At 74.2% G+C, this 14,709-nt stretch carries 19 protein-coding genes; 16 read left to right on the top strand and 3 right to left on the bottom strand.

Going from position 1 to position 14,709, the window contains the following annotated elements; translation table 11 throughout:
• Window positions 1–59 precede the first annotated feature (59 nt).
• Genes hisD through hisF form a run of 8 tightly spaced genes read left to right on the top strand, consistent with a single transcriptional unit; the run spans window position 60 to window position 5,880 of the window.
• Window positions 60–1,367, top strand: a complete 1,308-nt coding sequence (gene hisD / locus AB0O91_RS15165; protein ID WP_363432267.1) for a histidinol dehydrogenase — start codon at window positions 60–62, stop codon at window positions 1,365–1,367.
• Window positions 1,364–2,527, top strand: coding sequence for a histidinol-phosphate transaminase (locus AB0O91_RS15160; RefSeq protein ID WP_363432264.1), 1,164 nt, complete (start codon window positions 1,364–1,366; stop codon window positions 2,525–2,527). Before hisD ends, AB0O91_RS15160 begins: the two co-directional genes overlap by 4 nt.
• A 6-nt stretch (window positions 2,528–2,533) precedes the next feature.
• Window positions 2,534–3,127 carry an imidazoleglycerol-phosphate dehydratase HisB gene (hisB, locus tag AB0O91_RS15155; protein WP_363432261.1) on the top strand — a complete coding sequence of 198 codons (594 nt, stop codon included), beginning with the start codon at window positions 2,534–2,536 and terminating at the stop codon, window positions 3,125–3,127.
• Complete coding sequence (locus AB0O91_RS15150) at window positions 3,124–3,276, top strand: hypothetical protein (protein ID WP_188302392.1); 153 nt, start codon at window positions 3,124–3,126, stop codon at window positions 3,274–3,276. The genes hisB and AB0O91_RS15150 overlap by 4 nt, the downstream gene beginning before the upstream one ends.
• 30 nt (window positions 3,277–3,306) lie before the next feature.
• On the top strand, window positions 3,307–3,942 hold the full coding sequence (hisH, locus tag AB0O91_RS15145; protein WP_363432258.1) for an imidazole glycerol phosphate synthase subunit HisH: 636 nt from the start codon (window positions 3,307–3,309) through the stop codon (window positions 3,940–3,942).
• Window positions 3,943–3,959: 17 nt separating this feature from the next.
• Complete coding sequence (gene priA, locus AB0O91_RS15140) at window positions 3,960–4,685, top strand: bifunctional 1-(5-phosphoribosyl)-5-((5-phosphoribosylamino)methylideneamino)imidazole-4-carboxamide isomerase/phosphoribosylanthranilate isomerase PriA (RefSeq protein WP_363432399.1); 726 nt, start codon at window positions 3,960–3,962, stop codon at window positions 4,683–4,685.
• A complete protein-coding gene (locus tag AB0O91_RS15135; RefSeq protein ID WP_363432256.1) occupies window positions 4,682–5,113 on the top strand; it encodes a Rid family hydrolase in 432 nt (143 codons plus the stop codon). Before priA ends, AB0O91_RS15135 begins: the two co-directional genes overlap by 4 nt.
• Window positions 5,110–5,880 carry an imidazole glycerol phosphate synthase subunit HisF gene (gene hisF, locus AB0O91_RS15130; RefSeq protein ID WP_363432253.1) on the top strand — a complete coding sequence of 257 codons (771 nt, stop codon included), beginning with the start codon at window positions 5,110–5,112 and terminating at the stop codon, window positions 5,878–5,880. Before AB0O91_RS15135 ends, hisF begins: the two co-directional genes overlap by 4 nt.
• A gap of 122 nt (window positions 5,881–6,002) precedes the next feature.
• Here hisF and AB0O91_RS15125 read toward each other — a convergent pair whose 3' ends face one another.
• Window positions 6,003–6,782, bottom strand: coding sequence for a VOC family protein (locus tag AB0O91_RS15125; protein WP_363432251.1), 780 nt, complete (start codon window positions 6,780–6,782; stop codon window positions 6,003–6,005).
• A gap of 209 nt (window positions 6,783–6,991) precedes the next feature.
• Here AB0O91_RS15125 and AB0O91_RS15120 point away from each other — a divergent pair, with 209 nt between their 5' ends.
• From AB0O91_RS15120 to AB0O91_RS15110, 3 genes are all read left to right on the top strand, one after another.
• Window positions 6,992–7,873 carry an arylamine N-acetyltransferase gene (locus tag AB0O91_RS15120; protein WP_363432249.1) on the top strand — a complete coding sequence of 294 codons (882 nt, stop codon included), beginning with the start codon at window positions 6,992–6,994 and terminating at the stop codon, window positions 7,871–7,873.
• A gap of 184 nt (window positions 7,874–8,057) precedes the next feature.
• The gene (locus tag AB0O91_RS15115; protein ID WP_363432246.1) at window positions 8,058–8,618 is read left to right on the top strand and encodes a hypothetical protein; all 561 of its coding nucleotides are present in this window, start codon (window positions 8,058–8,060) and stop codon (window positions 8,616–8,618) included.
• Between the two features lie 165 nt (window positions 8,619–8,783).
• The gene (locus tag AB0O91_RS15110; protein ID WP_363432243.1) at window positions 8,784–9,626 is read left to right on the top strand and encodes a hypothetical protein; all 843 of its coding nucleotides are present in this window, start codon (window positions 8,784–8,786) and stop codon (window positions 9,624–9,626) included.
• Between the two features lie 63 nt (window positions 9,627–9,689).
• Here the strand turns inward: AB0O91_RS15110 and AB0O91_RS15105 are convergent, their stop codons facing one another.
• Together AB0O91_RS15105 and AB0O91_RS15100 are read right to left on the bottom strand one after the other, a co-directional pair.
• Entirely contained in the window at window positions 9,690–10,334 is a 645-nt protein-coding gene (locus AB0O91_RS15105; protein WP_363432240.1) for a TIGR03085 family metal-binding protein, read from the bottom strand.
• A 96-nt stretch (window positions 10,335–10,430) separates the two neighbouring features.
• Entirely contained in the window at window positions 10,431–11,003 is a 573-nt protein-coding gene (locus AB0O91_RS15100) for a hypothetical protein (RefSeq protein WP_363432238.1), read from the bottom strand.
• 95 nt (window positions 11,004–11,098) lie between these two features.
• On the opposite strand from AB0O91_RS15100, the gene hisI reads away from it, so the two are divergent.
• The 5 genes from hisI to AB0O91_RS15075 all read left to right on the top strand — a co-directional run bounded on the left by hisI (window position 11,099) and on the right by AB0O91_RS15075 (window position 14,623).
• On the top strand, window positions 11,099–11,473 hold the full coding sequence (gene hisI, locus AB0O91_RS15095) for a phosphoribosyl-AMP cyclohydrolase (RefSeq protein WP_363432235.1): 375 nt from the start codon (window positions 11,099–11,101) through the stop codon (window positions 11,471–11,473).
• Window positions 11,474–11,559: 86 nt separating this feature from the next.
• The gene (locus tag AB0O91_RS15090; RefSeq protein ID WP_363432232.1) at window positions 11,560–13,080 is read left to right on the top strand and encodes an anthranilate synthase component I; all 1,521 of its coding nucleotides are present in this window, start codon (window positions 11,560–11,562) and stop codon (window positions 13,078–13,080) included.
• Between the two features lie 20 nt (window positions 13,081–13,100).
• On the top strand, window positions 13,101–13,562 hold the full coding sequence (locus tag AB0O91_RS15085; protein WP_363432229.1) for a Uma2 family endonuclease: 462 nt from the start codon (window positions 13,101–13,103) through the stop codon (window positions 13,560–13,562).
• 26 nt (window positions 13,563–13,588) lie between these two features.
• Window positions 13,589–14,200 (top strand): TIGR02234 family membrane protein, encoded by a 612-nt coding sequence (locus tag AB0O91_RS15080; RefSeq protein ID WP_363432226.1) that lies wholly within the window; start codon window positions 13,589–13,591, stop codon window positions 14,198–14,200.
• Between the two features lie 147 nt (window positions 14,201–14,347).
• Window positions 14,348–14,623, top strand: a complete 276-nt coding sequence (locus AB0O91_RS15075; protein WP_363432223.1) for an HGxxPAAW family protein — start codon at window positions 14,348–14,350, stop codon at window positions 14,621–14,623.
• The last annotated feature ends 86 nt before the right edge of the window (window positions 14,624–14,709 follow it).

Raw genomic sequence — 14,709 nt, 5'->3', positions numbered from 1 at the left:
TCGTATCACGGACTGAAATGTGGGACCACCCGTTCCGGCCACTCCTTACACTGGGTGGCGTGATCTCTCGAATCGACCTCCGCGGCTCGCTGGACGACCCGCGTGACCTGCTGCCCCGTGCCGAGTTCGACGTGGCGGCCGCCCTGGAGAAGGTGCGGCCGATCGCCGAGGACGTACGCCATCGCGGGGTCGCGGCGCTGATCGAGATCACCGAGCGCTTCGACGGCGTCCGGCTGGAGTCGACCCGCGTCCCGGCCGAGCAGCTCACCGAGGCGCTGGAGACGCTGGACCCGAAGGTGCGGGCCGCGCTGGAGGAGTCGATCCGCCGGGCCCGCGCCGTGCACGCCGACCAGCGCCGGACCGGCCACACCACCCAGGTGGTGCCGGGCGGCACGGTCACCCAGCGCTGGGTGCCGGTCGAGCGGGTCGGGCTGTACGTGCCGGGCGGGCTGGCGGTCTACCCGTCCTCCGTGGTGATGAACGTGGTGCCGGCCCAGGCGGCGGGCGTGCCGGGCATCGCGGTGACCTCGCCGCCGCAGAAGGAGTTCGGCGGCCGGGTGCACCCGACCATCCTGGCGGCCTGCGCGCTGCTCGGCGTGGACGAGGTCTACTCCGTCGGCGGCGCCCAGGCGGTCGCGATGTTCGCCCTCGGCACCGAGGAGTGCGCGCCGGTGAACATGGTCACCGGCCCCGGCAACATCTACGTGGCCGCCGCCAAGCGGCTGTTCGCCGGCCGGATCGGCATCGACTCCGAGGCCGGCCCGACCGAGATCGCCGTCCTCGCCGACGACAGCGCGCTGCCGGGCGACGTCGCCGCCGACCTGATCAGCCAGGCCGAGCACGGCCCGACCTCCGGCTCGGTGCTGGTCACCGACTCCGTGGCGCTGGCCGACGCGGTCGAGGTCGAGCTGGTCGCCCAGGTCGGCCGGACCAAGCACAGCGAGCGGGTCGCCGAGGCGCTCGGCGGCCGGCAGTCCGGCATCATCCTGGTCGACGACCTGGACCAGGGCCTCGCCGTGGTCAACGCCTACGCGGCCGAGCACCTGGAGATCCAGACCCGCGACCCGCACGCGGTGGCGGCGCGGGTGGTCAACGCCGGGGCGGTCTTCATCGGCCGCTGGACCCCGGTCTCGCTGGGCGACTACGCGGCCGGCTCCAACCACGTGCTGCCGACCGGCGGCTGCGCCTGCCACTCCTCCGGGCTGTCGGTGCAGACCTTCCTGCGCGGGATCCAGGTCGTCGAGTACGACCGGGAGGCGCTGGCGGACGTCGCCGCGCACGTGGTGAACCTGGCCGACGCCGAGGACCTGCCGGGGCACGGCGACGCGATCAAGGCTCGCTTCGATTGGACGGTTCCCGGCTCGTGACCACACGTACCACCCGCATCGACGACCTGCCCGTCCGGGACGAGCTCCGCGGCCAGTCCCCTTACGGCGCACCGCAGTTGGACGTACCCGTCCAGCTGAACACCAACGAGAACCCGTACCCGCTGCCCGAGGAGCTGGTGGCCCGGATCGCGGAGCGGGTCGCCGAGGCCGCGCGCGGCCTCAACCGCTACCCGGACCGGGACGCGGTCGAGCTGCGCGAGGGCCTCGCGGCCTACCTGACGCGCACCACCGGCTTCGCCGTGGGCCGCGAGCAGGTGTGGGCCGCCAACGGCTCCAACGAGGTGCTCCAGCAGCTGCTGCAGACCTTCGGCGGCCCCGGCCGCAGCGCGCTCGGCTTCGAGCCCTCCTACTCGATGCACGCGCTGATCTCCCGGGGCACCGGCACCGCCTGGATCTCCGGCCCGCGGCGCGACGACTTCACCATCGACGTGGACGCCGCGGTCGAGGTCATCGCCGAGCAGCGGCCGAACGTGGTGTTCGTCTGCTCGCCGAACAACCCCACCGGGACGGCCGTCACGGCCGACACCGTGCTGCGGCTGTACGAGGCCGCGCAGGCCGCCCGGCCCAGCCTGGTGGTGGTGGACGAGGCGTACGTCGAGTTCTCGCACCGCGCCTCGCTGCTGCCGCTGATCGAGGGCCGCCCCAACCTGGTGGTCAGCCGGACCATGTCCAAGGCCTTCGGCGCCGCCGGGCTGCGGCTGGGCTACCTGGCCGCCGACGCCGCCGTGGTGGACGCCGTCCAGCTGGTGCGCCTGCCGTACCACCTGTCGGCCGTCACCCAGGCCACCGCGCTGGCCTGCCTGGAGCACACCGACACCCTGCTGGGGTACGTCGGACGGCTCAAGGAGGAGCGCGACCGGCTGGTCGGCGCGCTGCGCGCGATGGGCCTGGAGGTGACCGACTCGGACGCCAACTTCGTCCAGTTCGGCCGCTTCGCCGACACCCACGCCGTCTGGCAGGCCATCCTCGACCAGGGTGTCCTGGTCCGTGACAACGGCGTACCCGGGTGGCTGCGCGTCACCGCCGGCACGCCCGCCGAGAACGACGCCTTCCTGGACGCCGTCCGCACCGCCCTCCCGTCGCCCACCCCCACCCTTGATCGAGCACGCTCCGCGCGCGCTGCCAGTCAGGAGCTGTAACCCCTCATGTCCCGCATCGGACGCGTCGAGCGCACCACCAAGGAGACCTCCGTCCTGGTCGAGATAGACCTCGACGGCACCGGCCGGACCGACATCTCCACCGGCGTCGGCTTCTACGACCACATGCTCGACCAGCTCGGCCGCCACGGTCTGTTCGACCTCACCGTCAAGACCGACGGCGACCTGCACATCGACACCCACCACACCATCGAGGACACCGCCCTCGCGCTCGGCGCCGCCTTCAAGCAGGCGCTCGGCGACAAGGTCGGCATCTACCGCTTCGGCAACTGCACGGTGCCGCTGGACGAGTCGCTCGCCCAGGTCACCGTCGACCTCTCCGGCCGGCCCTACCTGGTGCACACCGAGCCCGAGGGCATGGCGCCGATGATCGGCAGCTACGACACCACGATGACCCGGCACATCCTGGAGTCCTTCGTCGCCCAGGCCCAGATCGCGCTGCACGTGCACGTTCCGTACGGGCGCAACGCGCACCACATCGTGGAGTGCCAGTTCAAGGCGCTGGCCCGGGCGCTGCGCTACGCCGCCGAGCACGACCCGCGCGCGGCCGGCATCCTCCCGTCCACCAAGGGTGCGCTGTGAACAAGACCGCGACGATCCTCCTCTTCGTCGGCCTCTTCCTGGCCGGCGGAGTGATCTCCTTCTGGAAGCAGAAGCTGCCGAAGGGCGTCATCCTGGTGCTGGCGATCGGTGCCGTGATGTGCCTGGGCTCCGGCCTCATGCGCCTCTAGACCCGCCGTAGAGAGACTGGACACCTGAACATGGGCAAGAACGTCGTCGTCCTCGACTACGGCTCCGGCAACCTGCGCTCCGCGCAGCGCGCCCTGGAGCGGACCGGGGCGAACGTCACGGTCAGCTCCGACTACGACACCGCGATGGCCGCGGACGGCCTGCTCGTCCCCGGCGTGGGCGCCTTCGAGGCCTGCATGCGCGGGCTGAAGTCCGTCCGCGGCGACTGGATCATCGGCCGCCGGCTCTCCGGCGGGCGCCCGGTCATGGGCATCTGCGTCGGCATGCAGATCCTCTTCGAGAAGGGGGTCGAGCACGGCGTGGAGACGCCCGGCTGCGACGAGTGGCCGGGCACCGTGGAGCCGCTGGACGCCCCGGTCGTCCCGCACATGGGCTGGAACACGGTGGACGCCGCCGCGGACAGCCGGATGTTCGCCGGCCTGGACCCGCAGACCCGCTTCTACTTCGTGCACTCCTACGGGGTGCGGCACTGGGAGCTGGAGACCCACAGCGCGCGGATCAACCCGCCGCTGGTCACCTGGGCCACGCACGGGCAGCCGTTCGTCGCCGCCGTCGAGAACGGCCCGCTGTGGGCCACCCAGTTCCACCCCGAGAAGTCCGGCGACGCCGGCGCCGCCCTGCTGACCAACTGGGTCAACACCCTCTGACCGTCTGAGAGTTGTTTCTGATGAGCCTTGAGCTGCTGCCTGCCGTCGACGTCCGGGACGGCCAGGCCGTCCGCCTGGTCAAGGGCGCCTCCGGCACCGAGACCTCCTTCGGCGAGCCGCTGGCCGCCGCCCTCGCCTGGCAGCACGCCGGCGCCGAGTGGCTGCACCTGGTCGACCTGGACGCCGCCTTCGGGACCGGCACCAACTACGAGCTGCTGCGCGAGGTCACCGGTCAGCTGGACATCAAGGTCGAGCTGTCCGGCGGCATCCGCGACGACGAGTCGCTCGCCCGCGCGCTCGCCACCGGCTGCACCCGGGTCAACCTCGGCACCGCCGCCCTGGAGGCCCCCGAGTGGGTCGCCAAGGCCATCGCCGAGCACGGTGACAAGATCGCCGTCGGCCTGGACGTGGTCGGCACCACCCTGCGCGGCCGCGGCTGGACCCGCGACGGCGGCCAGCTCTTCGACGTGCTGGCCCGGCTGAACGCGGAGGGCTGCGCCCGCTACGTCGTCACCGACGTCAACCGGGACGGCACCCTGACCGGCCCCAACCTGCAGCTGCTGCGCGACGTCTGCGCCGCCACCGACCGCCCGGTGGTCGCCTCCGGCGGCGTCTCCTCGCTGGACGACCTGCGCGCCATCGCCTCGCTGACCGGCGAGGGTGTCGAGGGCGCCATCGTGGGCAAGGCCCTCTACGAGCAGAAGTTCACCCTCGAAGAGGCCCTGGAGGCGGTTTCAGGATGACGGAACGTCAGGTCGTACGCGGTCGGGTCACCGGGTTCTCCCCCTGGGAGGACGTGCTCGGCTCGGCGCAGGCGGTCGCCGCCGGCGACCGGGTGCACGTGGCGGGCGCCCGCCCGCTGGTGGACGGCGTCCTCCACGGCGAGGGCGACCCCTACGAGCAGGCCCGCGCCGCGTTCGCCAACGCGCTGGAGGCGCTGGCCGCGTACGGCCTGACGGCGGACGACGTGGTCCGCACCCGGATGTTCCTCACCCACGCCCGCGACGTGGACGCGGTGGGCCGCGCCCACCGCGAACTCTTCGACTCCGTACGCCCGGTGGCCACCCTGGTGGTGGTCGAGAGCCTGGTCGACTCCCGCCTGCTCGTCGAGGTCGAGGTCGACGCCCACCGGGCCGGGTTCGCCAGCACTTCGGAAGGCCAACAGCCGTGACCCTCGCAGTACGTGTCATCCCCTGCCTGGACGTGGACGCCGGGCGGGTGGTCAAGGGCGTCAACTTCCAGAACCTGCGCGACGCCGGCGACCCGGTCGAGATGGCCAAGCTCTACGACGCCGAGGGCGCCGACGAGCTGACCTTCCTCGACATCACCGCCTCCTCCGGCGACCGCGAGACCACCTACGACGTGGTCCGCCGCACCGCCGAGCAGGTGTTCATCCCGCTCACCGTCGGCGGCGGCATCCGGGCCGTCGAGGACGTCGACAAGCTGCTGCGGGCCGGCGCCGACAAGGTCGGCGTCAACACCGCCGCCATCGCCCGACCGGAGCTGGTCCGCGAGATCGCCCAGCGGTTCGGGCGCCAGGTGCTGGTGCTGTCGGTGGACGCCCGGCGCTGCCCGGACGGCGTCGAGACCCCCTCCGGGTACGAGGTCACCACCCACGGCGGGCGCCAGGGAACCGGCCTGGATGCGGTCGAGTGGGCGGGCCGGGCGGCCGAGCTGGGCGCGGGGGAGATCCTGCTCAACTCGATGGACGCGGACGGCACCAAGGACGGCTACGACCTGGAGATGATCCGGGCGGTGCGCAAGGCCGTCTCGGTGCCGGTGATCGCCTCCGGCGGGGCGGGGCGGCTCGCCGACTTCGCGCCGGCCGTGGAGGCGGGCGCGGACGCGGTGCTGGCCGCCAGCGTCTTCCACTTCGGGGACCTGCGGATCGGCGAGGTCAAGAACGCGCTGCGGGAGGCCGGGCACCCGGTGCGGTGACGCTGCGTGACGAGGGTCTGCTGCCCGCTGCCCGCTGCCGTGCGGGCAGCGGGCCCTCGTCCGGTGTCCCTCGTCCGGCGCTCCTCGTCGGGCGGCCGTCGTCGGGTGGCCCTCGCGGGGGGTCAGGACGCCTGCGGCTCGCCCTTGATCAGCGCGAACGGGGCGCCGTTCGGGTCCGCCAGCCAGGCGATCCGGCCGACGTTCGGTACGTCCGCGGCCGGCATCAGCACCGTGCCGCCGGCCGCCGTCGCCCTGGTCACCAGCGCGTCCACGTCGGCGGCGGCGAAGTACGGCGTCCAGGCGGACGGCTGGTCGTCCTGCATGGTCGGGGCGACGCCGCCGAAGGCGGCCTGCTGCTGGTCGCCCGCGGCGGTCGAGAGCACCCGGTAGTCCATGCCCGGGGACGGCTCGAAGTTCTCCACCCGCCAGCCGAACAGGCCGCGGTAGAAGGCGAATCCGCCGTCCTGGTCCCGGGTGTGCAGCTCGGCCCAGACCAGCGTGCCGTCCTCGGAGACGGTGTCCAGGCCGACCGTGTCCCCGGCCTGCCAGGCCGCGAACCGGGCGCCCTGCGGGTCGGCGAGCTGGGCGAACCGGCCCTCCTGCATGACGTCCGAGGGCGGGACCAGCACCGTGCCGCCGGCCTGCTCGGCGGCCCGGGCGGTGGCCTCCACGTCGGCGGTGCGGAAGTACGTCGTCCAGGAGGACCGGTCGCCCGGGTCGAGCGGGCCGATCGCCCCGACCGTGCGGCCGTTCAGCTGGAGGAAGCCGTAGCCCATCGCCTCCGGGAGCTCCTGGAACGTCCAGCCGAAGACCGCGCCGTAGAACGCCGCGGTGGCGGGGATGTCCGGGCTGCCGAGGTCGATCCAGCAGGGCGAGCCGATGGGGAAGTCGGTGGTGATCATGAGGTGGTGCCCCTTCGACGGAGAGTGACCGGAGCGGTTCCGTCGGGGGCGCACACGCCCCTCCCCGGCCACCTGCGAGTCTGCACCCGGCCTCTGACATCCGCAGCCGGGGCGCGGCTGGGCGGGCCCGGGCCGGGCGGCCCCGGCCGTGGATGCCTAGGTCCAAGGACCGATGGTCCGCCGCGGCCGCCCCGGGGTGGAATGGGCGGATGGACGACGAGCGGGCGGACGAGGCACTGGCACCGGCGGTACGGGCGGCGTACCTGGAACGGATCGGGGTGCCGGAGCCCGGGGCGCCCTCGGCGGCGAACCTCGCGCGGTTGCAGTCCGCCCACCTGCGGGCGGTGCCGTTCGAGAACCTGAGCATCCACCTCGGGGAGCCGGTCGTGCTGGACCCGGCGGCGCTGGTGGCCAAGGTGGTGGACCGTCGGCGCGGCGGGTTCTGCTACGAACTCAACGGCGCCTTCGCCGAGTTGCTGCGCTCGCTGGGGTACCGGGTGAGCCTGCTGTCCGCCCGGGTCTTCGACGGTGAGCGGCTCGGGCCGCCGTTCGACCACCTCGCGCTGCGGGTCGGGACGGGCGGGGCAGACGGGGCGGCCGATGGGGCCGATGGGGACGATGCGGCCGGGCCCTGGCTGGTCGACGTGGGCTTCGGCCGGTTCGCCCTGCGCCCGCTGCGGCTGGAGGAGCGGGGTGAACAGGCCGACCCGCAGGGCACGTTCACGATCCGGCCCGGCGGCACCCACTGGGAGCTGGACGTCCTGATGGACGGTGTGCCGCAGTACCGGATCGACCCGCGCCCGTATCCGCTGGCCGACTTCGCCCCCACCTGCTGGTGGCACAGCACCTCGCCGCAGTCCCCGTTCGCCCGGGGGGCCACCTGCACCCTGCCGGCGGCGGACGGCGGCCGCACCACCCTCAGCGGCGACCGGCTCATCCGCACCGCCCCCGACGGCACCCGCGACGAGCTGCGGCTCGCCGACGCCGAGGCGCTGGCCGCCTACCGCGAGCACTTCGGGATCGCACTCGACCGGCTGCCGTCCCGGCCGGCCGTGCCCGCGCAGGCCGCGTCGGCCGCCCTGCCGGTCTGACGGTCGGCCCGTCGGCCGGGTCGACGGCCGGGCCGACGGTCTGACGGTGGGCAGGGTAGCCGGGCGCGCGGGCGCCCGGGGCCGGAACGGCGCAATCGTCCGGGCGGTGCCCCCGCCGTCCTACGCTCGTTCCACGCGGCCGCAGCCGCGCACCAACTCGACTATCCGGCAAGGTGGTTCACCGGTGATGGAGCAGTACGCCGACGACGGCGGGATCACCTACGAGCAGGTGACGGTGGTCTCCCTCGGGGCCTGCGCCCCGGTCGGCCCGGCGCGGACCGCCGTCCGGGCCGTCCGTGAGGGCATGACGGTCAAGCGGGTCGCGGGCTACTGGGTGCGCTGGGACGAGCGCAGGGCGGGCGAGGAGCTCCGCCACCACGCGCGCTGGATCCCCGAGGAGGAGTACGTCCGGCCCGGCACCGGCAGCCTGGACGGCACGCTCGCCGTCACGGTCGCCGCGTACTGGTCGGACCCGGACGGCACCTTCCACCGCCGGCCCGGCACCGAGACCACGGTGACCTTCCGCCCCGGCGAGACCGCCCACGAACTGGTCCTGGAGCAGCCCGCCCCGCACCGCCCGACCGCCCTCTCGGTCCAGCTCGCCGACGCCCGCTGGCTGGGCGACCGCGACGGCGGGGCGATCCACTACGGCTTCGCCGGCGCCACCGAGGCCGAGCCGGGCGGCGAGGGGGAGTGGCTGGTCCGCCACCCGGAGTGCGGCACCGGGCCGGCCGGACGGCGCTGACCCACCTGCCCCCGGGCTCCGGGGAGGGGCGGACGGCGCCGCCGTTGGAAGGCCCGGAGCCGTCCGCCCGGGCGAATCCGGATGACCGGGCGTCGGCGCGGGAGCGGGCCGCGGGAAGGGCAGTGGTCGCCCCCGTACCCCACCGGAAGGAACCGGAGCCCGCCCATGCGCATCCGCTCCCCGAAACGCGCCCCGCACCGCACCCGCTCCGAGCAGCGCGGCCGCCTCGCTGCCACGGCCGCCGCGGCGTTGGCCCTCGTGCTCGCCGTCCCACCGGGCGCCGCGCACGCCGACGCCCCGTCGTCGATCACCGCCGGTAACCCGCAGCACTTCATCAACTTCAACTTCGGCCTGCCGGGGGACTTGACCGAGTACGTCTACTCGATCAAGGTCGAGACCCCGGCGGCCACCGACGACATCTACTACGCGCACTACCTGTTCGGGAAGGACAGCGGCACCGGCTACTACTCCGGGCTGCAACCGCACCCGAACGGCCTGGCAGGGGTGCGGTTCTCCTTCTTCGGCAAGGGCGCGACGCCCCTGAACGCCAACTGCCGGTCCGGCGCGGACGGCGGCAACGGGGTGACCTGCGGGATCGACGACCTGGCGTACCAGGTCGGCCGGAAGTACACCATCGCGACGAAGAAGACGGTCGACACCGCGGGCGTGTCCTACACCGGGACGATCAAGGACGACACGACCGGAACGGTCCGGACGATCGGGGCCTGGCGCGTCCCGGCCGACTACGCGGGCTTCCGGGACACCGCGAACGCGTTCATCGAGAAGTTCTCCGGCATCAAGACCTGCGCGGACATCCCGGCGGTGAAGGTCTCGTACACCGGCGTCCGGGCCGACGGGAAGCCGGTGGCGTTCAAGCCGATCTCGCACCAGGCCACCGACAAGCCGGGCAGCGGGATCTACACCTGCGGCGACGTGTCGGACTACACCGTCTCGGCGGCGAGCACCCCCGGCGGCTACTCCGTCGTCTCCTCGGGCGCGACCGGGTAGCCCCCGCGCGCCCGCGACCGGCCCCTCCGCCCCCGACCGGGAGGAGGGGCCGTCGCCACACGACTACTGCGCGGGCAGCGGCAGGGCGTGCCGCAGGGCCTCGACGGCGTCCGCGGCGCCGTCGACCGTCAGCGCGGTCCGGGCCCCGCGGCCGAACGCGAACAGCACCAGCTCGCCCGGCTCGCCGGTGACCCGCACCGTCGCGGAGCCGGCCGGACCGACCGTCAGCGACTGCCCGTCCGGACGGGCCAGCACCAGCCGCACCGGGGAGCGGCGGCCCGCCTCGAAGCGGGCGATCATCGGCAGCCGCCGCCACAGCGCCTCGGCCCGCCCGGCCGGCACCGGCTGCGCCGTCCACTCCTCGCCCGCCCGCGCGACGTCCTCGGCGTGCACGAAGTACTCGACGGTGTTCGCCACCTCGTCCGCCCCGGGCAGCGCGAACAGCGAGAGCACCGGCGGCCCGGCCCGGAACAGCCCCACCAACTCCTCGTACGGGCGCTCCGCGTAGCCGTCCTGCACCCGCTTCGTCCACCCGGCCAGCGCCCCGACCCGGATCCCGGGCGCCGCGTCGGCCCGCCGCTCCCGGATCACCAGATGGGCGGCCAGATCCCGGGTCGTCCACCCGGCGCACAGCGTGGGCGCCTCCGGCCCCGCGGCGAGGAGCAGTTCGGCGAGACGGTGACGTTCGGCGAGCGCATGGTTCGACATGCCGCCAGCCTAGGCCTCCGCACCCGCTCGGGGCACCGGGCCGTCACCGGCGCAGGAAGTCGGCGGCGTCGACTTCCTGGGAAGGGCCGGTGGGGCTCAGGGGTGGAGTTGGGCGGTGAGTTTGGGGCCGCCCTGTTTGTTGCTCGCGGTGAGGGTGCAGGTGTAGTCGCGCCAGCCCTCCTTGTAGTTGACGAGGGCGGGGCCGAACTCGCGGGGGTAGTAGGGCTTTCCGTCGGCCTGGTGGGTCTTGGCCGCGGTTTCGGCGTCCTTGCAGCCGTCGCGCATGGCGAGGGCGATGGGGAGTTCGCCGGTGAGGTTGTCGGGGAGCTTGAGGGTGGCGACGGACTCGCCGTCGTGGTCGGCGGTGCAGGGGCGCTGTTCGGCCTTGGTGATGACGGGGCTCAGCTGGGGGTGGTCGAAGCAGGTGCCCACCGGGAAGTAGGCGTACGGGGGTTGCGGCTTGGTGGGCGTGGGGGTGGGAGTCGGGGTGGGGGTGGGGGTCGCCGACGGCGGGGGCGGGGCGGCGGCGGGCTCGGGGGCGTCCTCCGGCCAGAGCAGCACGGTGGCCACCACCGCGAGCAGCACGGCCAGGACGGCGGCGACGGCGGTCACCAGGCCCCGGGACGGACGGGAGGCGGCGGCTTCGGGCGGCTGCTGCTCGGAGGTCATGGCCATGAGGATGGCCCACCGGGGCGGCGGTCGGCAGGCGGTTGACGGAAGTGACCCCGAACGGGCCGTCCCGGCCGGGCTGACACAATGGCCCCATGTCCACCACACCCGCCGCCCCCGGCACCACCGCTCTCGACCCGGCGATCGCCGCCCGCCTCAAGCGCACCGAGGACGGGCTGCTCCCGGCCGTCGCGCAGCAGTACGACACCGGCGAGGTGCTGATGCTGGGCTGGATGGACGACGAGGCGCTGCACCGCACGCTCACCACCGGCCGGTGCACCTACTGGAGCCGCAGCCGCCGCGAGTACTGGGTGAAGGGGGACACCTCCGGCCACGTCCAGGCGGTCAGGTCGGTGGCCCTGGACTGCGACGGCGACACCCTGCTGGTGAAGGTCGACCAGACCGGCGCGGCCTGCCACACCGGCGACCGGACCTGCTTCGACGCCGACGTGCTGTTCCCGGCGTCCTGACACCCCCCCCGCCCAGAAGTCCAGAAGTCCAGAACTCCAGAAGTCCGGACCCCCGGAACTCCAGACCCCAGAAGGTGCCGCCCCGCATGGACCTCGAAGCCTTCCGCAAGCTCGCCGTCGACACCCGGGTCATCCCCGTCACCCGCAGGCTCCTCGCGGACGGCCTCACCCCGATCGGCCTCTACCGCAGCCTCGCCGAGGAGCGGCCCGGCACCTTCCTGCTGGAGTCCGCCGAGCAGGGCACCTGGTCGCGCTACTCCTTCGTGGGCGTGCGCAGCGCCGCCGTGCTGACCGTCGGCGCGGACGGCGGCGCCCGCTGGCTGGGCACCCCGCCGGTCGGCATCCCGACCGGCGGCGACCCGCTGGAGGTGCTGCGCGCCGCCCTGGAGGCGCTGCACACCCCGCGCCGCGCCGACGACGGCCTGCCGCCGCTGACCGGCGGCCTGGTCGGCTACCTCGGGTACGACGTCGTCCGGCGGCTGGAGAAGCTGCCCGACCTCAACCCGGACGACCTCGGCCTGCCCGAGCTGACCATGCTGCTGGCCACTGACCTCGCGGTGCTGGACCACCTGGACGGCACGGTGCTGCTGATCGCCAACGCCGTCAACCACAACGACCTGGCCAGCGGCGTGGACGAGGCCCACGCGGACGCGGTGGCCCGTCTGGACGCGATGGAGGCCGGCCTGCTCAAGCCGGTCGACCCGGGCCTGGCGACCTTCACCCCGGCCGGCCCCGGCGAGGTGCACTCGCCGTTCGGCGGGGCGCCGTACCGGGCCGCGGTGGAGGAGGTCAAGGAGCGCATCCGGGCCGGCGAGGCCTTCCAGGTGGTGCCCTCGCAGCGCTTCGAGGCGCCCTGCCCGGCCTCCGCGCTGGACGTCTACCGGGTGCTGCGCACCACCAACCCCAGCCCGTACATGTACCTCTTCCGCTTCCCCGGCCCGGACGGCGGCGCCGAGGGCGGGTTCGACGTGGTCGGCTCCAGCCCGGAGGCGCTGGTCAAGGTCACCGGCGGCGAGGCGATGCTGCACCCGATCGCGGGCACCCGGCACCGCGGCGCCACCCCGCACGAGGACGCGGCGCTGGCGGCCGAGCTGCTCGCCGATCCCAAGGAGCGGGCCGAGCACCTGATGCTGGTCGACCTCGGCCGCAACGACCTGGGGCGGGTCTGCGAGCCGGGCACCGTCGAGGTGGTCGACTTCATGCAGATCGAGCGCTACAGCCACGTGATGCACATCGTCTCGACGGTGACCGGCCGGGTCGCCCCCGGCCGGAGCGCCTTCGACGTGCTGACCGCCTGCTTCCCGGCCGGGACGCTGTCCGGCGCGCCCAAGCCCCGGGCGATGCGGATCATCGAGGAACTGGAGCCCACCCGGCGCGGTCTGTACGGCGGCTGCGTCGGCTACCTGGACTTCGCCGGGGCCTCCGACACCGCGATCGCGATCCGCACCGCGGTGCTGCGCGACGGCACGGCCTACGTGCAGGCGGGCGCCGGCGTGGTCGCCGACTCCGACCCGCACGGCGAGGACACCGAGTGCCGCAACAAGGCGGCCGCCGTGCTGCGGGCCGTCGCCACCGCCAATACGCTGCGGAGGCCGGAACTGTCCTGAGGCGTGAGGAGGCGGCCGGGATGCCCGAGGTGCCGTACGACGAGCTGCGCTGGGAGGTCGTGCTCGCCGCCGCCGTCCGGCTCAGTGACGAACTCGGGAGCCGGGGGCGGGTGTTGTCCCGCGTCCTGGTCGACTTCCCGGCCGCGCACGGGCCGCTCGCGCCGGACCTGGTGGTGGTCGCCGCGGACGCCGTCCGGGATGCCCGGGGCCGCTGCGCCGCCGCCGACCTGGAGGCGGTGCTGGAGGTGTCGCACCCGGGCCGCGACCACGCCTGGGCGCGGGCCTGCGCGCAGAGCGGCGTGCCGCTGTACGTGGTGGTCGACCCGGCGGCCGCCTGCTGCACCGTGCACACCGCGCCGTCCCCCGGCGGGTCGTACCGGGAGGCCGAGCGGGTGCCCTTCGGCAACGACCTGTTCCTGCCGCTGGGCGGGCGCACGGTGGTGCTGCGGACGGACGGGTTCCCCACCCCGGGTACGGCGTAGCGGGTGAGCCGGGGGATAGTGGACGGGTGACCGCCGCAGACCAGACCCCCGCCACCCCCGCTCCCGCCCCCGCTCCGGCCAGGGCCGGCCGCCGCACCCTCGGCGTGATGCTGCTGCTGACCGTGCTGAGCGCCGTGCTGGTGCTGACCGCGGCCGGGCGGGTCTGGTCCGAGGGCCGGGCGGGCACCCTGGAGGTGTCCGTCACCGGCGGCAAGATCTCCGAACTGCCCGGCGGGCTGGCCCTGGTGGGCCTGGCCGCGGCCGTCGCGGTGTTCGCGGTGCGCGGCGTCGGCCGGCTCGCGGTCGGCGCGCTGACCCTGCTGGCCGGGCTGGGCGCGGCCGCCGCCGCGGTGGCCGGCTCCTCGGACACCGCCGCCCTGGACTCCGCGGCCTCCGGCAAGCTGGCGCTGGCCGGCTCGACCGCCACCGAGGTCTCGCACACCGGCTGGCCGTGGGTCGCCGTGCTCGGCGGGCTGCTGCTGGCCGTGGCCGGGCTGATCACCCTGCGGTACGGGCGCGGCTGGCCCGCCATGGGCAGCCGCTACGAGGCGCCCACCCGCAAGGCCCCGGTGAAGGCCGACACGCCCGGTGACCTGTGGAAGGCGCTGGACCGGGGCGAGGACCCGACCGCGGTCTGAGCGGTCCGGGCCGGCCGGCGGGTGTGACGCGATAGACCTGCCACCCGCTTTGGGCCGCCCGTGTGTGGCCCGGCACAATGGGAGCCGACAGACCCGCCGGCGGCCCCGCAGGCCCGGCCGGGCCCCGAGAGCCTAGGAGCACCATCGATGTCAGCAGCAGCGCACGGCCACAACCCCGCCGCCTGGACCGGCGTCGTCATCTCGTTCGTCGGCTTCGGCATCGCGGGCGTCGCGATGATCCTGCCGTCCCCGCTGCTGGTCTGGGCCGGTCTGGCGGTCGTCCTGGCGGGCGGCGTCGTCGGCAAGGCCATGTCGATGGCCGGCATGGGCGCGCAGCCCAGCACCAACGTCTACAAGTCGGTCGAGGAGCAGTCCGCGGCCCGCAAGGCGGCCCTGGAGTCCCGCGAGGCCGTCGCCGCCTGACCACCGGCCCGTGCGGCCCGGGCCGCACGACCTGGCGGGGGTGTCCGTCGACTACTACGTGCGCTTGGAACGCGGCAGCCTGGCCG

The organism is Kitasatospora sp. NPDC089797 (assembly GCF_040684795.1).
Taxonomy (GTDB): domain Bacteria; phylum Actinomycetota; class Actinomycetes; order Streptomycetales; family Streptomycetaceae; genus Kitasatospora.
This window is presented reverse-complemented; position numbering and strand designations above follow the sequence as displayed.